This window comes from Salinimicrobium marinum (genome assembly GCF_014651535.1).
Classification (GTDB): Bacteria; Bacteroidota; Bacteroidia; order Flavobacteriales; family Flavobacteriaceae; genus Salinimicrobium; species Salinimicrobium marinum.
The window spans coordinates 100,992-122,859 of record NZ_BMXB01000012.1 but is presented as its reverse complement, the minus strand read 5'-3'; the positions used below and the strand labels follow the sequence as shown (position 1 = coordinate 122,859).

20 protein-coding genes and 2 tRNA genes are annotated in these 21,868 nt (G+C 39.8%); 17 read left to right on the top strand and 5 right to left on the bottom strand.

From position 1 onward, the window contains the following. Nucleotides 1-209 precede the first annotated feature (209 nt). Nucleotides 210-1,334: a site-specific tyrosine recombinase/integron integrase gene (gene xerA, locus IE056_RS13800; RefSeq protein WP_189605300.1), complete on the bottom strand. Its 1,125-nt coding sequence runs from the start codon at nt 1,332-1,334 to the stop codon at nt 210-212. A gap of 93 nt (nt 1,335-1,427) precedes the next feature. Between xerA and IE056_RS13795 the strand changes: the two genes are divergently transcribed. Next, nucleotides 1,428-1,808, top strand: coding sequence for a hypothetical protein (locus IE056_RS13795; RefSeq protein ID WP_189605299.1), 381 nt, complete (start codon nt 1,428-1,430; stop codon nt 1,806-1,808). 1,002 nt (nt 1,809-2,810) lie between these two features. Here IE056_RS13795 and IE056_RS13790 read toward each other — a convergent pair. From IE056_RS13790 to IE056_RS13780, 3 genes are all read right to left on the bottom strand, one after another. Then, nucleotides 2,811-4,019, bottom strand: coding sequence for a site-specific integrase (locus IE056_RS13790; protein WP_189605298.1), 1,209 nt, complete (start codon nt 4,017-4,019; stop codon nt 2,811-2,813). 222 nt (nt 4,020-4,241) lie between these two features. Beyond that, nucleotides 4,242-4,315: transfer RNA gene (locus tag IE056_RS13785), tRNA-Pro, on the bottom strand. A gap of 88 nt (nt 4,316-4,403) precedes the next feature. Next, nucleotides 4,404-5,315 (bottom strand): diacylglycerol/lipid kinase family protein, encoded by a 912-nt coding sequence (locus IE056_RS13780; RefSeq protein WP_189605297.1) that lies wholly within the window; start codon nt 5,313-5,315, stop codon nt 4,404-4,406. Nucleotides 5,316-5,541: 226 nt separating this feature from the next. On the opposite strand from IE056_RS13780, the gene surE reads away from it, so the two are divergent. Both surE and IE056_RS13770 read left to right on the top strand, forming a co-directional pair. Continuing rightward, a complete protein-coding gene (gene surE, locus IE056_RS13775) occupies nt 5,542-6,276 on the top strand; it encodes a 5'/3'-nucleotidase SurE (RefSeq protein ID WP_189605296.1) in 735 nt (244 codons plus the stop codon). Nucleotides 6,277-6,707: 431 nt separating this feature from the next. Beyond that, nucleotides 6,708-7,943: an LVIVD repeat-containing protein gene (locus IE056_RS13770; RefSeq protein WP_189605295.1), complete on the top strand. Its 1,236-nt coding sequence runs from the start codon at nt 6,708-6,710 to the stop codon at nt 7,941-7,943. Between the two features lie 361 nt (nt 7,944-8,304). Here IE056_RS13770 and IE056_RS13765 read toward each other — a convergent pair. Further along, nucleotides 8,305-8,382, bottom strand: a tRNA-Pro gene (locus IE056_RS13765). Nucleotides 8,383-8,567: 185 nt separating this feature from the next. Here IE056_RS13765 and IE056_RS13760 point away from each other — a divergent pair. The 14 genes from IE056_RS13760 (at nt 8,568) to IE056_RS13695 (ending at nt 21,834) form a co-directional block, all read left to right on the top strand. Further along, on the top strand, nt 8,568-9,761 hold the full coding sequence (locus IE056_RS13760; protein ID WP_189605294.1) for a PQQ-dependent sugar dehydrogenase: 1,194 nt from the start codon (nt 8,568-8,570) through the stop codon (nt 9,759-9,761). A 1-nt stretch (nt 9,762) separates the two neighbouring features. Next, nucleotides 9,763-10,206, top strand: coding sequence for a c-type cytochrome (locus IE056_RS13755; protein WP_189605293.1), 444 nt, complete (start codon nt 9,763-9,765; stop codon nt 10,204-10,206). Nucleotides 10,207-10,292: 86 nt separating this feature from the next. Continuing rightward, nucleotides 10,293-10,901 carry a uridine kinase gene (udk, locus tag IE056_RS13750; protein ID WP_189605292.1) on the top strand — a complete coding sequence of 203 codons (609 nt, stop codon included), beginning with the start codon at nt 10,293-10,295 and terminating at the stop codon, nt 10,899-10,901. Nucleotides 10,902-10,919: 18 nt separating this feature from the next. Then, nucleotides 10,920-11,237 (top strand): FtsB family cell division protein, encoded by a 318-nt coding sequence (locus tag IE056_RS13745; protein ID WP_189605291.1) that lies wholly within the window; start codon nt 10,920-10,922, stop codon nt 11,235-11,237. A gap of 50 nt (nt 11,238-11,287) precedes the next feature. Continuing rightward, nucleotides 11,288-12,670 carry a methylmalonyl-CoA mutase subunit beta gene (locus IE056_RS13740; protein WP_189605290.1) on the top strand — a complete coding sequence of 461 codons (1,383 nt, stop codon included), beginning with the start codon at nt 11,288-11,290 and terminating at the stop codon, nt 12,668-12,670. A 6-nt stretch (nt 12,671-12,676) separates the two neighbouring features. Next, entirely contained in the window at nt 12,677-13,138 is a 462-nt protein-coding gene (locus IE056_RS13735) for a hypothetical protein (protein WP_189605289.1), read from the top strand. Then, on the top strand, nt 13,135-15,252 hold the full coding sequence (gene scpA, locus IE056_RS13730; RefSeq protein WP_189605288.1) for a methylmalonyl-CoA mutase: 2,118 nt from the start codon (nt 13,135-13,137) through the stop codon (nt 15,250-15,252). Before IE056_RS13735 ends, scpA begins: the two co-directional genes overlap by 4 nt. A 106-nt stretch (nt 15,253-15,358) precedes the next feature. Further along, nucleotides 15,359-16,237 (top strand): SDR family oxidoreductase, encoded by an 879-nt coding sequence (locus IE056_RS13725; RefSeq protein WP_189605287.1) that lies wholly within the window; start codon nt 15,359-15,361, stop codon nt 16,235-16,237. 363 nt (nt 16,238-16,600) lie between these two features. After that, nucleotides 16,601-17,365: a ParA family protein gene (locus IE056_RS13720; protein WP_189605286.1), complete on the top strand. Its 765-nt coding sequence runs from the start codon at nt 16,601-16,603 to the stop codon at nt 17,363-17,365. 6 nt (nt 17,366-17,371) lie between these two features. Continuing rightward, nucleotides 17,372-18,277, top strand: coding sequence for a ParB/RepB/Spo0J family partition protein (locus IE056_RS13715; protein WP_189605285.1), 906 nt, complete (start codon nt 17,372-17,374; stop codon nt 18,275-18,277). Further along, nucleotides 18,273-18,863, top strand: a complete 591-nt coding sequence (locus tag IE056_RS13710) for a DUF5683 domain-containing protein (RefSeq protein ID WP_189605309.1) — start codon at nt 18,273-18,275, stop codon at nt 18,861-18,863. Before IE056_RS13715 ends, IE056_RS13710 begins: the two co-directional genes overlap by 5 nt. 3 nt (nt 18,864-18,866) lie before the next feature. After that, nucleotides 18,867-19,571, top strand: a complete 705-nt coding sequence (gene dapB / locus IE056_RS13705; RefSeq protein ID WP_189605284.1) for a 4-hydroxy-tetrahydrodipicolinate reductase — start codon at nt 18,867-18,869, stop codon at nt 19,569-19,571. 42 nt (nt 19,572-19,613) lie between these two features. Beyond that, the gene (gene lepB, locus IE056_RS13700) at nt 19,614-21,176 is read left to right on the top strand and encodes a signal peptidase I (RefSeq protein WP_189605283.1); all 1,563 of its coding nucleotides are present in this window, start codon (nt 19,614-19,616) and stop codon (nt 21,174-21,176) included. Nucleotides 21,177-21,192: 16 nt separating this feature from the next. After that, complete coding sequence (locus IE056_RS13695; RefSeq protein ID WP_189605282.1) at nt 21,193-21,834, top strand: WbqC family protein; 642 nt, start codon at nt 21,193-21,195, stop codon at nt 21,832-21,834. Nucleotides 21,835-21,868 lie beyond the last annotated feature (34 nt).

Sequence of the window (21,868 nt, the reverse complement as noted above, 5' to 3'; positions counted from 1 at the left end):
AATCCAATTTTAGTCCGTCGTGTTTGAATCTGTTGCGATTGTCAGTCCGAAAATGTCCATTGCAAAAAGATGCTCCAGAAAATCTCCAAAACTCACCATTCAAAAATGCCTTTTTTTGCCTTGTTCACAACGTACTAATAAATGTAATACTACATTTTATTTCGAAATAAAATGTAGTATTACATTTATATCTCTTTTGTCTTTATCGACTAATCTAGCGGATTTTTGATTTTGAAAAAAATATTAGTTGCCACATGGGTATAGATTTCTGTAGTCTTGGTGCTTTTATGGCCTAACAGCACCTGGATATATCTTAAGTCCGTTCCATTTTCTAGTAGGTGGGTAGCAAAGGAGTGACGTAATACATGGGGTGTCACTTTCTTCTTAATTTTTGCCTTTCTTGCAGCTTCCCTTACAATACAGGCCACGCTTTCGGGGCTGCATCGCTTTCCTCCCGGTCCCTCAAACAAAAATGTATTTGGTCTCCATTCTTTATAGTAGATCCTTAGATCAACCACAAGCTTCTCAGAAAGAATGGTGTACCTGTCTTTATTTCCTTTTCCTGACCGTACTTTTATAACCATCCTCTTGCTGTCAATATCATCGGGTTTCAGGTTTAAAACTTCACCCCTTCGCAAACCGGCTGAATACAACAGGCTCACAATGCACCTGTGTTTGATGTTGTTGGTATTTTCAATTATGGAAAGCACCTCCTCCTTTGCTAATACCTGCGGAAGCTTCTCTTCTGCACGAGGACGTTCAATGGCATAGAAACGGTTGGGCATTTCCAAAACCACTTCATAATAAAACTTTATAGCATTAATGGCCTGATTGACGTAAGAATTGGAACTGTGTTCCCTTATTAGTTTCTGAAGGTAAAGCCTTATATCATTTTCGTTCAAATCCTTCAGCTCTCTGTCTACATAATGATTTAGGAAAGCTTCAAAACAGGAAACATAAGTATTTACCGTACTGCTAGCGTAGCATTTTAATTCAAGTTTTCGCAGATAACTTTCTGGACATAATTTTTTCCCCTCTACAGGTTCCCTGCTACCAAACCGCTGCACATCTACCGGCTCTGTTTCTTTTCCAAAATTACTTCTCGCATAGAAAAAATTGCAATTTATCCAGGCAACTCCCCGAAAGGTTTTAAATATAAGGTTTAAGTTAGCAGGAGAGTTGGCTATATAACTCATCCTGTATTCTTCACTCCATCTTACATCGGGAAGGTCGTTCACCAGGGCCTGTACCACCTTATCTGTATAGAATTTCAACCCTATACATTTTTTCTGCTTAATCAGTAAATTCTTCAATGTAATGCATTTTCTGTCCATTAGGCAGTTCCTTTATTTTCTAATAAAAGTAACACCTAAAAACAGGTAAAGCGTTTATTATCCGTATATTATACGACTAAAACGGCTATTGTCATGACGAATCCAAAACAGTGTTTGGCCTGTAATAGTGATCTTCAGGGAAGACCAGATAAAAAGTTTTGCGATCCTTATTGTAAAAGTGCGTGGCATTATAGTAAAAATCGTGATGAGGACGCAGGATTTTATCACAAGGTAGACCGGCAGCTAAAAACCAACCGCAAAATCCTCAAATCATTTAATAAAGCTGGAAAAGCCACTGTACAAAGCGAGGTTCTTCTAGGACATGGTTTTGATCCGAAATTCTTTACCCATTACTGGAAAAACAATAAAGGGGACGTTTATCTTTTCGTGTATGAATTTGGATTCCTTACAAGAAAAGAAAATGGTAAAAAGAAATATATCCTTGTCACCTGGCAACAGTATATGGAAAAATAATTTTGAAAGTATGAAGATCGAGGCTTCAGTAAAAAATGCTTGGCATACTTCTTTTGATCACTCCTGGGCAGCCTTACGGTTGCTCAGTCCCATTTTGACCAAGCCTTCCGCAGCTAATCTATGTTAAATATTTCTAAAAATAAAAGTTTTTCTTACAAGTTCATAGCTGTCCTTCTTGAGAGTATTCTCCGATGAAATGTTATTAAATAGAGGTAGTAATTTCATCCTGTAAAAACCTTTATTGTTAAAGAAGGGGAATAGCAAGAGGATAACCCGCTGAAGCGAGGTTATTTCCCCTTACCAGCTTTAAATCAAATAGTTATGATTATTTTTTATTATAACTTGAACTACTTTTACTGTAAAGCCTTTGGAAGTCCCAGTTTTAGGCAAATATTTACTGTAAATATACTTTTCATGAAGACTCTTAAGAACATATTTATAAACGCAGTACCAGAATTGGAAAGCTGGTTGACCATTACTTGGTAAATTGCGGCATCATAATGTGATTTTTTCTTTATTCAGGTCAGTTAATTAATGAAGTAGATTATTAAAGCAAAGCAAGATGTGTCATTGTCATGACAAATTTTACTTTGCGCCCGAAGGTTGCAAAATTTAAAACAATTTTCTCCAGTAGACATTTCATAGTATTAGTTCGGTAGGTATGGGGCTTGCAGCACTACGCTGCGCTTCGTTCGCTTTTTTTCTTTTTCATCAACATAGAAATTTTATAAAATCATATAACTATCCACCTATTTACCCACGGCCTATATCCAGTGGGATTGGATAAAAAATCCCAGCATTTTCTAATTACCCAATTACTGGTAAATAGGGTAGATAGATTAATGTTCTATTTACCCACCAGAAGAGCTTAAAAAAGAGGACTCTCAAGGAGTTGGATAAATAGGGTAATTAGTTTTTATAAAAATATATTTCTTAAGCTCCTGAAAAGAGAAAAATTTTGAAACGACTTAAATCCTTTTTCTTTTTTGCCCGAAAGAATCTTTACAATAATTTGGATTGCAAAAGATCCATATCCTCTCCAATTTTCTGATCTACCACCCGTGCATATATTTGTGTGGTTGATAGTTTAGAATGGCCCAGGAGCTTGGAAACAGTTTCTATGGGCACGCCATTGGATAAGGTAACAGTTGTGGCAAATGTATGCCTGGCAACGTGAAAACTGAGCTTTTTTGAAATCTTACACTGCGTGGCTATTTCTTTCAGGTAACTATTTGTTTTCTGATTGCTGTAAACCGGCAAAAGGAATTCTGAAACAGGATCCTGGTACTTTTGTAAAATATTTTGTGCCTTCTCGAGTAAAGGGATCTTCATGGGAGTCTGGCTCTTTTCCCGCCTGCAGTAGATCCAGTCTTTTCCATTCACTCCTTTTACTAAATTAGCTGTCGTAAGTTGCTTTACATCAATGTAAGACAAACCGGTATAGCAGGCAAAAAGAAAAATATCTTTTGTCGTCTCCAGTGTTGCACGTGAGAATCGTGTTTCCTCAATATAATCTAACTCTCTTTGGTTTAAATAAGCACGATCAAACTTTTCAAACTTCAATTTATAATCTCGAAAAGGATCTTTTTCTAACCAACCCAATTTAATAGATAAGTTAATTAATTTCTTAAACCGCTCCATATGTTTCATGATGCCATTGTTATTTAACTGTTTTCTACCGGCTTTATCCTTTTGCCTTCGAAGGAACCTGTCAAATCCTGTAATAAATTGATAAGATATATTCTTTAAAAAGATATCAGCAGTCTTATGTTCCCTGAAGAGATATTGTGATAAATATTTTTCAGTAGCTCCATAATTTTTCAAGGTTCCGTGTTTGAGAATATCTTCCATGTTGGTTTTATGATGCTCCAGAATATCCTTAAGGGATTTATAGGAAGCATCTGAACCCAGGAACCGAGATTTTATTGCCTGTGCTGTAATAATGCCATCTTCTTTGAGCAGATCTTCATAACACTGGAGCAGTTTGGCATATTTAGCATCCAGATAGTTGTTTAGAATAGTGGCTTCAGGATTTCTTCCTTTGATCCTGTGAGCCCGATCATCCCAGGAATCGGGATGGCACTGTCTTCTCAAACTGATTTCTGACCTGCGGCCATTGATAGTAACCCTCGCGTAAATAGGTGCAAGAGTGTCTTTTGCTTTGGCAGTATTCAGCCAAAACAGAATGCGAAAGGTGGGTTTCAATTTCATCTCCTTCGTTTTTAGGTAACCGATTTAACATAATTAACAGAAGTCAAGTCACTCTAAAGCCTCCAGGCTAGGGAAAGATAAGAAAAAACAGGTAACCGATTAGGTAACCGAATAGGTCACTTTTTAGTTGATATCAAACAAAAAAAAATGATCTCCAGTTTCACTAAAATACTGAAAATCATTTATTTAGGTATTATTTAGTGCCATTTGATATGGCAAAAGTCGGGATGACAGGATTTGAACCTGCGACCCTACGCCCCCCAGACGTATACGCTACCGGACTGCGCCACATCCCGAATTAGAGAATGCAAATTAAACAGCTTCCTGAGAATTATCAAAGGGAATTCCTTCTTTTTTCATCGCTTTTTTATTTATTCAAAGCTTTTATTTTTCAGAAGTAATTTCCAGAAATTGAAAACCGGCAGGTTGAACGCTCACCGTAAAACTTTTGGCTGTATCATTCAAATCATCATCTATATGAGCTGGTGTCCGGTAACGTTTAAATTCCACCTTTTTTGCACGAATAGTTTTTGAAAATTCCCGTACATCAAGGCTCTCCCTGTCATCTTTAATCAATTTTAAAAGGTAATCCTGAAGTTCGCGCCTGCTTTCTTCGGGAATAAGAACCAAATCAAAATAACCATCTCCCGGATCTGCAGCCGGAGCAAGTTTTAAATTAGGCCCCACATATTTAATATTCATAAGCTCTACCATTAGAAATTTTCCTTTAATAGTAATATCATCAGCAACAATTTCTGCTTCTTCAGCTTTGAAATTCCGAATGATTTTAAGCAATACTTCAAGGGTACGCTGCAGTTTTTCTGAAAGGGTTTCGGCTTCAATATCCTTCTTTTTCATTTCGGAAATTAACTCAGGAAAAATGCCCATTCCGACGCTTTCCAGGAAAAAATTCTGTTCCTCTAATCCCGTAATACTACCATTGTCGAAATTTAATTTCCTTCCATTAAAATTGATTTCATGAGCAGAAACATTAGAGGGGATTTTTAATGTTGTTGCAATATTATTGGCAGTGCCGTGGGGAAACAAATGTATTGGAATTCTTCTTTTTACTATGGGGGCTTTCAGCAAAACCGCCGCCAGCTTATGGACGGTACCATCTCCTCCAGCCAAAAAAATGACATCGGGCTCATTCTTCAGGAAATCCTCCCACCCTGTTTCATCGGTAGATACATATTTTGTCTCAAAACCTTCTTTTTCTACCTTGTGGAGTAAATCTTTCTTCGTGTGCTTACCATTTCCTGCGGTTGGATTATGGACTATCTGCGCTACTTTCATCTAATGGGATTTTTTGAGTCTTATAAAAATAAACATCCGGTTGAAAAATCGCTTTGGATTAACGATAACTTATGATTTATTCCTTTCAGAAAAATATTTTTTGGTGCAGGTTTATTAAATAATTTATAAAATTCTGGGTTCCGGAAAATTCTGGCTTTACGGAGGCTATATTATTTTGTACCTTAAAACTGAAAGAAAATGAAGTATAGATTTTAAATGTAAAACTATGAAGATATTAGTAACGAATGACGACGGAATTTACAGTCCGGGATTGACCTGTCTGGCCCAGGCGGCTTCAGAATATGGAGAAGTTATAGTAATGGCGCCAGATATTGAACAATCTTCCATGGGCCAGGCTATTACGGCCGGAAAACCAATTACTTATAAAAAATCTCCTATTCACTTTGAAGGAATAAAAGCTTACAGAGTGAACGGGACCCCTGCAGATTGTGTGGCGCTGGGCACCCATTTATTTGATGAGATCGATCTGGTACTTTCGGGAATAAATATTGGTGCCAATCTTGGAAATTCGGCCTGGCATTCGGGAACCTTGTCGGCAGCGCGACAGGCAGTTCTTTTCGGGATCCGGGGGATAGCTTTAAGTGTCTCTGTAAATGAAGAAGAACCAGATTTTGACGCCCTTACTCCATTTGTAAAGGAAGCTTTAAAAGAAGTGGTACATGAAAAGGACAGGGAACTGTTGAATATAAATTTCCCCCGCGAGCCTGAAGGAGAAATTATATGGACCAGTCAAAGTATACGGCATTACGACGGAAAAGTCATTCCGCAGAAAAGTCCGTCCGGTAAAGAGCATTTCTGGTTCACCGTGATCCCAATTGAAAATGTTGACGAAGGAACAGATCGCTGGGCCGTGAGGCATGGCAAAACCAGTATTACCCCAATGATCCTGGATCTTACCGATAACAATCATTTAAAAGAGAGATTAGAAAAAAAATCCTGAAAAAGATTTTATGAAAGAAAATGAAGAGGCATGGAATTAGATTTTCATGCCTTTGATTTTTAGCTTTTCTGAAGAATTACAGATTCAGATCGTCTAATGCTGAAATTTAAATCACCATATCATTTTTCCTATAATCTTAAACGCAGCTCCTACTTCTTTCATTTTTTTCTTTTGCTGTTTATATATCTCCTGACGGGAATATCATACACGTATTAAGTGCAGAAGTTCCCTCAAGAATTCTCATTGTCCTATCCCGGAGCTTTGAGTCCACCTCCCACTTTGCCTGAAGCTTCTCCACATATTCAATTTCAGAATTTTTATATTAAAGATTACTAGTAAAAATTTAATCAATGCGGAAATAATATAACCTTTCACGCAACCTTTTGAATATTTCAGGTCATATTAGTATAAACATCTTATAATGTATAATTATGAAAAATCTTTCCTTTCTTCTTTTTCCTGTGATGATTCTTTTTCTTCTATCCTGTGATAAGGGTGATGATACTGCTGAAACCTACCAGGTAGCTGTTCCTGTAACGCTTTCTGTTGCCGATTTCAGGGCTTCTGTAAGACTTGAAGAACCTAAAGAAATCGAGCAGTCAGGAAAGATCTACGTATATGAAGATTTTATCTTTATAAATGATAACATGAAAGGAATACTGGTGGTGGATAATTCAAATTACCATCCGGAAAAAATTAAGTACATCAACATTCCTCAAAATACAGATATTGCTATTAAAGGTAATGTTCTGTACGCTAATTCCGGTAGAGATCTGGTGACGTTTGACATAAGTGATATTCATGACATTGAAATTCTGGAACGGCTCGAGAATGTCTTCCATGATCATTTATATCCCGAATTACCTGCCTCCGCAGCCTATTTAGATTTTAAAAATTATAATTATGAAAAAGAGGTGATCGTGGGATACACACTTGAAACACGTGAAAAAACAAATGAAGAATTGGGATGGATTAATGAAGATATTGCTTTTAACAGTGCCGGCGATGGCACGAATTCAGGAACCGGTGGTTCTATGGCGAGATTCAACATAGGAGGAGATTTTCTTTATACAGTAGGCAAAAGTGATCTTCAGGTTTTTGATATCAGTAATTTGTCCAATCCCCAAAAGCTCAATTCTCATTATGTGGGCTGGCAAATAGAAACTATTTTTAATAAAGAAGGTTACCTGTATTTAGGGAGTGCTGCCGGAATGTTTATTTACAGTCTTGAAGACCCTGCTGCTCCAGCTTATATGTCAGAAATAACTCATGTTTTAGGCTGTGATCCTGTTGTAGTAGCCAATGATATCGCCTATGTTACGATAAGAGGCGGAAATTTGTGCGGGCAGAACCTGAATCAACTTGAGGTGATAGATGTTTCGGATAAGACAAATCCCCAACTCCTCCAGGTTTATGAAATGGATGGACCCTACGGACTTGGCGTAAGAGAAAACAAATTATTTGTTTGCGATGGCAGCTCCGGATTAAAAATATATGATGCTACCAACACTCCCACCCTTGTTCTTGAAGATCATTTTCCAGACGTTAATGCTTATGATGTAATTCCAACGGAAAACGTCTTGGTACTTATAGGGGAAAATATCCTGCGGCAGTACAGCTATAAAAATAATGAGATCAATTTAATAAGCTCATATGATCTTAATTAAGCGGTACGCCTACCATTAAAAAAATTCCTGCCAGAATAAAACCGAATGATCAGCATGGATTTTATAAAGTGTAAGTTAGTTTCACCAGATTTATTGAAACGGTTCAATCCTATTTTACAATTCCATGTAATGAAAAATAACAAGAATAATTAAAATCAGGTATTTAAAGCGTCTTAGATGAATGTAATCAAAGACATAAAGTCCAACAATGCGCCGACAGTGATAAAACTTTGAGTCACCGAACAGGTCACTGCATATGAATGTTTTTAAATGATTCATATTAAATTTAAGGAATGCCTAAAAATAAAAACCTTGTCAATTATACGATTAACAAGGTTTTGATGCCATATAGTAATGGACTTGGTCGGGGTGGCAGGATTCGAACCTGCGGCCTCCTGCTCCCAAAGCAGGCGCGATAACCGGGCTACGCTACACCCCGCGATAACAGCTTGCGCTGTAAATTTCAATATGTTCAAATTCCAAACCCTTAACTCGTTTAGAACGGCTGCAAAGATAAACATTATGTTAAGTCTACAATGAAAACTTTGAGTTTTTTATATCTTAGTCCATTATTATATCACCTGGATTAATTTTAACCTTATTAATCCTGTCAAAATATATTTTATGAAACGTATTTTATTTGGTTTATCAATAGCATTCTGTTTCTTTGCCTGTGGCGAGAATGGAAAATCTTCTAATAAGGCTGGTAATGAAGAAAATCAGAATGATACTGTCTCTTCAGCGCAGCCCATTGCCTCTGAAACTCTGCCTGCAGATCCTTCAGAAACACAGTATGGCTACGAAGTAGTAGTACCCGACCTGGATATTGCGTGGGGTATGGATTTCCTTCCTGATGGAAGCATGTTGATCACAGAAAAAAGTGGAGAGCTCATACATTTTGAAGATGGTGAAAAACAGCAGGTGCAGGAAGCCCCTGAAGTTTACAATCGGGGCCAGGGAGGATTTCTGGATGTTACTGTACATCCCGAGTATGCTTCTAACGGCTGGATATATTTCACCTATTCCTCTTCAGAAGGGGAAGGAGAAGGCGGCAATACAGCTCTTATGAGAGCCAAGCTTGAGAACGGCCGACTGGTACAAAAAGAGGACTTATATAAAGCAACTCCAAACAGCACCCGTGGACAGCATTTCGGTTCAAGGATTACGTTTAATGATGGATATATGTATTTTTCTATTGGGGATCGTGGTAACCGTGATGAAAATCCACAAGACCTTAGCCGTGATGGTGGAAAAATCTACCGTCTCAATCCAGACGGCAGCATTCCCGAAGACAATCCTTTCGTTGGTGAAGAAAATGCCAAAGAAGCGGTCTATTCTTTTGGCCACAGAAATCCACAGGGAATGACGTTGAATACAGAAACCGGTGAAATCTGGGTACATGAACATGGACCACAGGGCGGGGATGAAATAAATATCATTAAAAAAGGTGAAAATTATGGTTGGCCAGTGGTATCCTACGGAATAAATTATGACAATTCCACTTTTACGGAGGAAACAGCAAGACCTGAATTTGAAGATCCTATTTTTCACTGGACCCCTTCAATTGCTCCAAGCGGACTTCTATATGTAACCTCTGACAAATATCCTGAACTAAAAGGCAACCTTCTAGCCGGATCCCTGAAGTTTCAGTATGTGGAACACCTTGAGCTGGATGGAAAAACCGTTACGAAAAGAGAAAAATTATTAGAAGGAATAGGAAGAGTCAGAGATATCGCACAAAGTCCCGACGGAGATATTTATGTATCTCTTGAAGGAACAGGTATAGTGAGATTAACAACGTCCGAAGAAGAGCAATAGAATGAAAAAATTGTTAAGCATTTTTATCGTTTTAATTCTGGCGGGGTGTAAATCCGACAAAAAAAACGATCAGGAGAATTCTGCTACTGAAAAAACTGCATTACACAACCCGGAAGTTCAAGAGAGTTTTTCAAGAGGGGCAAAAATTTACAATAATTTTTGCGCTACCTGTCATCTGTCCAACGGAGAAGGAATTGAAAATGCCTTCCCTCCTATCGCAGGATCAGACTGGCTTACAGACAAACGCACGGAAACTATTCGCGCTGTGAAACACGGTTTAAAAGGCCCTATAGAAGTCAATGGTATAGAGTATAACAGCTTGATGCCGGCCATGGGACTGTCCGATCAGGAAGTAACAGATGTTTTAAATTATATTTTTTATGCCTGGGATAATAATGTGGAAGATCCCGCTACTTTAGAGGAAGTTAAGTCGGTAAAAGAGTAATATCACATGTATTCAGCCTTTCCAATCTAAAAAAAGGAAAACCAGTTTTTAAAAGGAATACTTACCTTTGCCCGAAAAAATATCCTATGCTCATTATTGGAATTGCCGGGGGAACCGGAAGTGGAAAAACAACCGTAGTAAACCAGATCATTGAAGAGTTAAAAAATGAGGAGGTTGATGTAATTTCACAGGATTCCTACTATCAGGATACCAGCCATTTAAGTTTTGAAGATCGTAAAAAGATCAATTTCGACCACCCAAAATCTATTGATTTCGACCTGCTGGTGGAACATCTTAAAGAACTTAAGGCTGGAAATTCCATTGAAGAGCCCCTCTATTCTTTCAAAGAACACAACCGTACCGGAGAGACTAGGACGATTCACCCAAGAAAAGTTTTGATCGTGGAAGGGATTTTGATCCTCACCCATACCGATGTACGGGATATGTTCGACATCAAAATCTATGTACATGCAGATAGTGATGAGCGGCTCATTAGAAGGTTAAAAAGAGATATTAACGAACGTGGTCGTGATCTGGACGAAGTTTTATGGCGTTACCAAACCACACTTAAGCCTATGCATCAGCAATTTATAGAACCTACTAAAGAATTTGCTGATATTATCATTCCCACCAACCGGTACAATACCGTAGCTGTTGATATTGTTCAGACAATCATTCGACAACGTTTACTCTAATTTCGTATCTTTCGAATTATGAAGCTAAAACAGCTCCGAAATAAAAAATGGTTCAGGATTGCCAGTAACAAGTACTTGCTCGTTATGGTGGCTTTTATATTCTGGATGCTCTTTTTGGACAGTAACTCCTGGCTTGTGCACCGCGAATTAGATATGGAAGTAAACGACCTTAATAAAAATAAGGAGTATTACCTCGACCAGATTGCAAGTGATAAAGCCATTATCGACAAACTTGATGATTCCCTGGAGCTGGAAGAATTTGCACGCCGCGAATATTTCATGAAGCGGGAAAATGAAGAGATCTTTATTATCGAGCACGCAGAAGAGGATAATTAGAACCCGAAACATTTTTCTTTTCACGAGCTCCTACAAAACCAACGAAAACAATGAGTGATAATTTGTTCAGTGAATTTGATGAAGTTTCAGCAAAGCAATGGAAACAAAAGATCCAGTTCGACCTAAAAGGTGCCGATTATAATGAAACCCTGGTTTGGAAATCTAATGACTGCGTAGCTGTAAACCCTTTTTACCATCCCGATGAATCTCCACAGCCTGTTTCTGTAAATGCTCCTTCTGGCTGGGATATTTGCGAAAAAATATATGTGGTTTCTTCTGAAAAAGCCAATAAAAAGGCACTGAATGCACTTGAAAAAGGCGCAGAAAGCCTTTGGTTCATTATTCCTTCGGAAGAAATTGAGCCTGAACGAATATTTTCAGAAGTCAGAGAAAATATTACACTATATATCAGCTTTGAATTCTTTTCTGCGGAATATATTTCTCGCCTAAAAGATTTCTTTTTAGGAAGGGACTTTCAGGTGAATTTACAACTGGACATTATTGGAAATCTTGCCCGAAGCGGCAACTGGTACAAAAACATGAATGATGACTTTTCATCGTTGAATGAAGTTGTTTCAAAAGCGGAAGGTTTTAAATCTGTTGTAAGTGTAAATATGGGGCTTTACCAGAATGCAGGTGCTTCTATTCCGCAGCAACTGGCGTATGCCCTTGCTCACGCAACAGAATACTTAAATCATTTCGAAAATTATCCTTCAGCAGAAAAAAAACCGGCACCGGAAATACTTTTTTCAACTTCAATTGGAACAAATTATTTTTTTGAAATTGCAAAACTTCGGGCCCTTCGTCTCCTGTACGCCACAATAGCAAAGGAATTTGAAGTTTCAGAAAACTGCTACATCCTCACACAACCCTCCAAAAGGAATAAAACTATTTATGATTATAATGTGAACCTGCTTCGTACTACCACCGAATGTATGAGTGCAGCTTTGGGTGGCGCAAACAGCATTTGCAACATGCCATACGATGCCATTTTTCACAAAGACAATGACTTCGGAAGACGTATTGCCAGGAATCAGTTACTGATCCTTAAAAACGAAAGCTACTTTGAAAAGGCTGCCAATCCAGCGGAAGGCAGCTATTACATCGAAACCCTCACCCGGCAGTTTGCCGAAAAAGCACTGGAAATATTTAAGGATATCGAAAATGGTGGCGGATTCCTAAAGCAACTGAAAGAGGGAATTATTCAGAAGAAAATCTCAGAAAGCGCCCGTAAGGAAGAAGAACAGTTCGAAAACGGAAAATTGGTGCTCGTTGGATCAAATAAATATGCCAACAAAGAGGATAAAATGAAGAACGATCTGGAATTATTCCCATTCCTGAAAAAGCATCCCCGAAAAACACTTATCCCGCCGATCCTGGAGAGGAGACTCGCCGAAAAATCTGAACAGCAACGACTGGAGCAAGAAAAATAACCACTCATGCGCGAAATACTTCTCATATGCTCATTTGTTTTTTGCCTTCCGCTATTTGCTCAACAACAGGTTTTGGAGATGAGCAAAACCCGTACAGATAAAGTGCGGACTTTTAAAGAAAACAAAAGGATAAAAGTAAAAACCACAGAAGGAGTAAAATATATTGGCAGACTACATATAGTAGATAACAACACTATTAAAGTTGAGGGGTTCAATATAGAACTACATCGAATTACAAATATTAAAAGCAGGTCCATCGGTGCCGGGATAGCAGGAACAGGACTCATTATTTTTGGGTCATTTCTCACCCTTTCTGGAGGATTGCTGCACATGTGGCCCAATCAACAGCAGACAGGAAATGGTCTTTTGACGGCCGGAGCTATTATTGTTTCTTCCGGAATTTTCTTTAATGAGTTTGCCCGGAATCAGAGGAGCAATAAGTGGACCTATAAAATAATTGAGGAATGAATAGAAAAAACCTTCAGCATATAAGTTTAAATGATAGTGTTGATGCTCCAAAAGAAAACACAGAAAAAGAACCTTCTGAAAACAGGGAGCAAAAAACCTATTCTCAAAAAGATATTGAAGGCCTTAAGCACCTGAAATTTGGTGCAGGCACCCCTCCTTACCTGCGGGGTCCTTACAGCACAATGTATGTAACAAGGCCCTGGACCGTTAGGCAATATGCCGGCTTTTCAACTGCGGAAGAAAGTAATGCTTTTTACAGAAGAAACCTCGCTGCCGGCCAAAAAGGACTGTCGGTGGCGTTTGATCTTCCTACTCATCGGGGCTATGACAGTGACCATGAAAGAGTGGTTGGGGATGTTGGAAAAGCTGGAGTTGCCATAGATTCTGTAGAGGACATGAAAATCCTTTTCGACCAGATTCCGCTGGATAAAATGTCGGTTTCCATGACCATGAATGGAGCGGTATTGCCTATTATGGCCTTTTACATTGTTGCTGCCGAAGAACAGGGTGTGGAACCGGAATTACTTTCAGGAACCATACAAAATGATATTCTGAAGGAGTTCATGGTACGAAACACTTACATCTACCCTCCTACTCCGTCGATGAAGATCATCTCAGATATTTTTGAATATAGTTCTAAAAATATGCCACGGTTCAACAGCATTAGCATCTCAGGATACCACATGCAGGAAGCCGGTGCAACCAGTGAAATCGAGCTGGCATATACTCTCGCCGACGGACTCGAATACATTCGGAAAGGCCTGGATGCGGGAATGGATATTGACACTTTTGCTCCGCGATTGTCCTTTTTCTGGGGAATTGGGCTTGATCACTTCGCAGAAATTGCAAAGATGAGGGCAGCACGGGCTTTATGGGCAAAACTCGTAAAGCAATTCAATCCGAAGAACAAAAAATCCCTCGCCCTAAGAACCCATTGCCAAACCAGTGGATGGAGTTTAACCGAACAGGATCCTTTTAACAACGTGGCGAGAACAACCATAGAAGCCGCAGCCGCAGCTTTTGGCGGAACTCAGAGTTTACACACCAATGCGCTGGATGAAGCCATTGCCCTACCAACAGATTTTTCAGCCAGGATTGCCAGAAATACACAAATCCACCTTCAGAAGGAAACTCAGATTACCAGAACGGTAGATCCGTGGGCGGGTAGTTATTACGTAGAAAGCCTTACCAACGAGATTGCTGAAAAAGCCTGGAAACTGATTGAAGAAGTGGAAGAATTGGGCGGAATGACAAAAGCCATTGAAAAAGGTATTCCGAAGCTCCGCATTGAAGAAGCTGCAGCGGTTAAACAGGCACGCATAGACAGCGGTCAGGACATCATAGTTGGAGTGAACAAATACAGGCTGGAAAAAGAAGACCCCATTGTCACCCTAGAAGTCGATAACCAGACGGTGAGGAGACAACAGATGGAGCTTCTTGAGAAGATCAGACAAGAAAGAAATCAGGAAAAAGTAACCGCCGCACTTAAAAATATAACCGAAGCAGCCCGCACGAAAGAAGGAAATTTACTAGCTTTAGCAGTAGAAGCAGCTCGGGAAAGAGCCACTTTAGGAGAAATAAGCAATGCACTGGAAGAAGTGTACGGCCGATATAAAGCAACCATTCAATCCTTTAGCGGAGTGTATTCAAAACAAATAAAAGAAGATTCCTCTTTTAAAAAGGCTAGAGAACTGGCAGATCATTTTGCTGAAAAAGAAGGAAGAAGGCCCAGGATTATGATCGCAAAAATGGGTCAGGACGGGCATGACCGTGGCGCAAAGGTAGTGGCTACAGGCTATGCCGATGTAGGTTTCGATGTAGATATAGGGCCACTTTTCCAAACCCCAGCAGAAGCTGCCAAACAAGCGGCTGAAAACGACGTGCATATTTTGGGAGTGTCTTCTTTGGCCGCAGGCCATAAAACGCTGGTACCGCAGGTCATCGAAGAACTGAAGAAATATGGTCGGGAAGATATAATGGTCATTGTGGGAGGGGTAATTCCTTCCCAGGATTATCAGTTTCTTTTTGATGCAGGTGCAGTGGCTGTTTTCGGTCCCGGAACTACCATAAGCAAAGCAGCAATACAGTTACTGGAAATTCTCATAGACGAATAGTTTTTTGTCCTAGTTTTTTGTTCCTGTTTCTTGATTCTTTGTTCTTTAATTATTAATTATTCACTTCTGATATCTTTGATCTCAGATCTAAAATCTCATATCTACCATGGATTATACTAAAAAAATGCTTCGTGATGACGCTTTAAAAGGCAAAAACATTGTGGTTACCGGCGGTGGCAGCGGACTCGGAAAAGCAATGACAAAATATTTTCTGGAACTCGGCGCAAATGTTGCCATCACTTCCAGGAACCTTGAAAAATTGCAGAATACAGCGAAAGAGCTGGAAGAAGCAACCGGCGGAACTTGCTTTCCTGTGCAATGCGATGTGCGGCACTACGATCAGGTAGAGGAAATGCTTCAGCAAACGCTGGAAAAATTCGGATCTGTGGACATTCTTCTGAACAATGCTGCAGGCAACTTCATATCCCCCACCGAGAGATTAAGCGCCAACGCATTTGACACTATCATAGATATTGTGCTAAAGGGAAGTAAAAACTGCACCCTTGCCTTCGGAAAACACTGGATCGATAAAGGTGAAAAGAACAAAACCGTTCTGAATATTGTTACCACCTACGCCTGGACTGGTTCGGCTTATGTGGTACCGAGTGCTACTGCAAAAGCAGGAGTGCTGGCGATGACCAGGTCTTTAGCGGTAGAATGGGCAAAGTATGGAATCAGGTTTAACGCCATTGCGCCCGGACCTTTTCCGACCAAAGGAGCCTGGGACAGATTACTGCCGGGGGATTTAAAAGATAAATTCGATCTGGCCAAAAAAGTTCCGCTTAAGAGAGTTGGTGAACATCAGGAACTGGCAAATCTGGCGGCTTACCTGGTATCAGATTTCTCAGCGTATATGAACGGGGAAGTTATTACCATAGATGGTGGGGAGTGGCTAAAAGGTGCCGGCCAGTTCAACCTTCTGGAAGCCATTCCAGAAGAAATGTGGGATCAGCTGGAGGCCATGATCAAAGCGAAAAAAGGGTGACGAGTGATGCAGTGATATTATGAAGATGTGATATAGTTCAACAAACTTCGGAGAGAGCATCGGGATGAGATTTCCGATTTTCGCCTTCGGATTTTTTGTTCTGGTTTGATGCAGGTATTCAGTTTTATGGACAACCAAAGCGAATTTGCCTGTTAAGCAACGAAGGCCAAATCTTCGAAGCTACCTTCAGAAGTAATAATTCCGAGACTTTTTCCAGGTTTACAACTTTACATCGTCACTAGTGTACACCACATATTATCAACCAACTACAACCGTTCACCCCTATTAAAAACCTGTTAACAAAATACCTTTCGTAAACCTATAATAAATTGTATTTTTACCTCTTAAAATCCAAAATACTTAATGGGTAAAATCATTGCCATTGCAAATCAAAAAGGAGGAGTAGGAAAAACTACCACTTCTGTGAACCTGGCAGCATGTCTGGGAGTGCTGGAGAAAAAAGTTTTATTGATTGATGCAGATCCGCAGGCCAATGCCACCTCAGGATTAGGTATTGATGTGGAGACGGTCGAAATTGGAACGTACCAATTACTGGAACATTCCTCTAAAGCTGAAGAAGCCATTATAAAAACGGAGTCCCCAAACCTCGATATCATTCCGGCACATATTGATCTTGTTGCCATAGAAATAGAACTTGTAGACCAGGAAGAGCGGGAATATATGCTCAAAAAAGCGATTGAGCACCTAAAAGATCAATATGACTATGTCCTGATAGATTGTGCACCTTCTTTAGGGTTGCTTACATTGAATGCCTTGACGGCAGCCGACTCGGTCATCATCCCGATACAGTGTGAATATTTCGCCCTGGAAGGTCTTGGCAAACTGCTGAATACGATAAAAAGTGTACAAAAGATACACAATAAAAATTTAGATATTGAAGGCCTTTTATTGACCATGTACGATTCAAGACTGCGCCTGTCCAATCAGGTAGTGGAAGAAGTACAAAAGCATTTTGATGAAATGGTCTTTAAAACAATCATTCAGCGAAATGTGCGTTTAAGTGAAGCCCCCAGTTATGGAGAGAGCATCATAAATTATGATGCCGGTAGTAAGGGAGCCAGTAATTATTTGAGTCTGGCCCACGAAATTATTAAGAAAAACATTTAGGAGAAGATGGCGAAGGCTACCAAGAAACAAGCGTTGGGAAGAGGACTTTCAGCACTGCTGAAGGATCCTCAAAATGATATAAAATCTGCTGAAGATAAAAATGCCGATAAACTCGTTGGTCATATTGTGGAACTTGACCTGGATGCTATTGAAGTCAATCCTTTTCAGCCGAGAACGAGTTTCAATGAAGAATCATTACGGGAACTTGCTTCTTCGATCCGGGAATTAGGGGTGATACAGCCAATTACCGTACGAAAATTAGATTATAACAAATACCAGCTGGTTTCGGGAGAACGACGTTTTCGTGCCTCCAAATTGATTGGGCTGGAAACGATTCCGGCGTATATTCGTATTGCCAACGATCAGGAATCTCTGGAAATGGCTTTGGTAGAGAACATTCAGCGGCAGGACCTTGATCCTATCGAGATCTCCCTTTCCTATCAGCGTTTAATTGATGAGATCAACCTTACGCAAGAACAATTAAGTGAACGTGTTGGAAAAAATCGTTCTACTATTGCAAATTACCTCCGACTTCTAAAACTGGATCCAATAGTACAAACCGGTATGCGGGATGGATTCCTGTCCATGGGTCATGGTAGAGCCTTAATCAATATTGAAGATACCCAGGTGCAACTGGAAATCTATGAAAAGATCCTTGCAAACTCCCTTTCTGTGAGAGAAACAGAAAAACTGGTAAAAAATCTTCAGGAAGGACAGAGTGTGGAAAAAGCAGCACCAAAACCCGTTGCTTTACCTAAAAACCTTCGGAAAAGCGTCAAAGAATTTTCAGAATATTTAGGCGCAAAAGTGGATGTGAAGGTTGCAAAAAAGGGAAATGGAAGATTAATTATTCCTTTTTCTTCTGAAGAAGATTTCAATAGGCTTAAAAAAATCATACAGGGTGAAGATTAAAAATCTCCTTTTTCTACTAATCTCATTTTTTTTTGCCACTCCTTTCTTTGCGCAACAAGACTCCATTTCTGTAAGCACAGAAGAACTTATCGTACCTGAAAAGGAAGAACCCAGTTACAAACCATACGATGCCCTTGCTCCTGCCAGGGCAGCTTTTTACTCGGCTGTTTTGCCCGGCCTGGGCCAGGCCTACAATGATAAATACTGGAAAATCCCGATTGTCTATACAGCTCTTGGCGTAGGTGTTTATTTCTACCTCAACAATGACGATCAATATGACCGGTACAGAAGTGCTTACAAAAGCAGGCTTGCCGGCAGAACCGACGATGAATTTTCTAATGAAAACGGAGAACCCATTCTCTCTACTCCCAGGTTAATTGATGCGCAGGAATTTTATCAAAGAAATAAAGAAATTTCCATTCTGGTTATCGTGGGAATGTATGCTCTGAATATCATTGACGCCAATGTAGATGCTCACTTACAACAATTTAACGTGAGCGAAGATCTAAGCCTGAAGCCCGCTTTTAATTACGACCAGTTTAGCGGAAGGACGGGCTACGGACTCTCATTAAATTTCAATTTCTAAACAATGAAGATTGCACTTATAGGCTACGGAAAAATGGGTAAAACCATTGAAAAAATTGCACAGGAACGTGGCCACACCATCACTCACAGAATATCTGATGATATTGCCAACCACGATCTAAAAACTACCGATATAGCTATAGATTTTAGTATTCCAGATGCGGCTTTCAGAAATATTACCAGCTGCTTTCAACAGGGAGTACCGGTGATTTCGGGGACTACAGGCTGGCTTAAAAAATATGAAGAAGCAGTGAGAGTTTGTAATGAGAACAACTCGGGATTCATTTATGCATCTAATTTTAGCCTTGGAGTAAACCTCTTTTTTGAGCTGAATAAGAATCTGGCGAAAATGATGAGTGGTTTTAAAGATTATTCCGTCTCCATGGAAGAAGTACATCACACCCAAAAACTTGATGCTCCCAGTGGCACTGCTATTACACTGGCTGAACAGATCATCGCAAATAACAACAAAAAAGGCTGGAAATTGGACACTGCGGGTGAGGATGAAATTCCTATTACGGCAAAAAGAATAGAGAATGTGCCGGGAACACATACCATATCCTACGAATCTAAGGTAGACACCATAAAAATTGAACACATTGCGCATTCCCGCGAAGGATTTGCTTTAGGCGCAGTTATTGCTTCGGAATGGCTTAATGGAAAACAGGGTGTTTTTACCATGAAGGATGTTTTATTCCAAAACATGTAACACTTACCTCTTTTTCCACACCAATAAACACAAAGAACACACATGATATTTATAGAATGGATCCTGTTTTTTCTCGTTATCCAGTTGATACATTTCCTGGGAACCTGGAGATTATATCAAAAAGCAGGTAGAAAAGCCTGGGAAGCTGCAATTCCCGTTTACAATGCGGTAGTTTTAATGAAGATCATCCACAGGCCCTGGTGGTGGACCATCCTTCTATTCATTCCGGTAGTAAATTTGATCATGTTTCCGGTGGTATGGGTAGAAACCATAAGGAGCTTCGGAAAAACCTCTACTGCAGATACTATCCTGGTGATCGTTACTCTGGGGCTCTATATATTCTACGTGAATTATATTGCCGATGTGACTTACAAAGAAGAGCGTTCTTTACAACCCGGAAGCGTTGCGGGAGAATGGATAAGCTCCATTCTTTTTGCCATTATAGCAGCAACTATCGTACATACGTACGTGATGCAGCCTTTTACCATTCCTACTTCCTCTTTGGAAAAAACATTACTCGTAGGGGATTATCTTTTTGTGAGCAAATTCCATTACGGAGCACGAACTCCCCTTACTTCTGTTGCATTTCCAATGGTACATGATACTATCCCGGTACTGGGAGTCAAATCTTATTTAAATGCACCTCAAATTCCATATTTCAGACTTCCGGGGTTTCAGAATATTGAAAGAAATGACATTGTCGTTTTCAACTGGCCGGTGGATACGGTTAGACAATTTTTCGATGCTTCAGGCGCTCGTTATGACAAGCCTGTAGATAAGAAATCCAATTACGTAAAAAGAGCGGTAGGTTTACCCGGCGATTCCCTGAAAATCGTTGACGGGAAGATCTATATTAACAATGAGCCTCTTAGTTTACCGGAAAGAGCAAAACCTCAATATTCCTACTTCGGAACTACCACCGGGCAGGGTTTCCATCCTAACATCTTAAGGGAATATGATATCACTGACGGATTTGGTTATGATCCAAATACCAATCAGTTTGTTTTTCAAGCCTTAACAGAAGAGGCCTACCAGAGACTACGGAATAATCCAAACGTGGCTACCATAGAACGGGTACGTGCCCCTGAAACTGAAAAAGATGTCCGCATCTTCCCAAATAACCGGAAGGTAAACTGGAACCAGGATAATATGGGTTCTGTTTATATTCCCAAAAGGGGAGAAACCGTGGAAATGAACCTTACCTCCTTCTCGCTTTATCGTCGTATCATTGAAGACTATGAAGGTCACGAGATGGGAATAGACAACCAGCTTGCTGTGGATGGCACCCAGGTGCTTTTAAATGGCGATCCTATCACCTCTTACACCTTCAAACAGGATTATTACTGGATGATGGGTGACAATCGTCACAACAGTGAAGACAGCCGCTACTGGGGATATGTTCCCGAAAACCACGTGGTAGGTAAACCCGTATTTATCTGGCTGAGTATTGATCCAAACGGTTCCGGATTTGACAAAATCCGTTGGGAACGTATGTTCACTACAGTAGGTGGCCAGGGACAGCCGGTTTCTTACCTCCCATACTTCCTAATCCTTGTAGTAGGATGGTTTGGGTACAGTTACTTCAGAAAAAAGAAAAAATCTTAAGAGAATCCTATCTGAAATGCAGCAGTTGCTATTACACCCCTGTTATTTTGGCCCTATCTCTCAGTTTGTAGCTCTAGCGAAGGCTCCGGAAGTTATCTTTGAAAATGAAGATAACTATCAGAAACAAACCTACCGCAACCGGATGTATATTTATGGAGCCAATGGAAGATTGCTTCTCAACATCCCCATCAAACATACCGGAGAAAAAAAGCAGCATCAAAAATACAGGGATGTACGCGTTGAGAATGATTTTCACTGGCAGAAACAACACTGGAAATCAGTGCAATCTGCTTATCGCACCTCCCCTTTCTTTGAATTTTATGAGGATGATTTTGAACCTCTGTATGCTAAAAAATATGAATTCCTGCTAGACTTTAATTACGATTGTCTTGAAGTAGTGCTAGAAAGTCTTCAGCTGGAACTGGAGTATAAGAAAACAGAAACTTTTGACCCCGTAGCACCGGAAACCCTTTCCGATGGTAGGTATCTCGTCAATGCCAAATCTCAAACAAAACAGGACCTGGAACCTTACACCCAGGTCTTTGAAAGCAAAAAAGGATATCTTAATAACCTTAGTATTGTAGATCTCATCTTTAATGAAGGCCCTAATGCAATATCCTACCTGGAGCGGCAAGAGTTAAAGGGATTGGATCAATAGAGATTTCAAAAATAAACACACCAAAACTATCTAT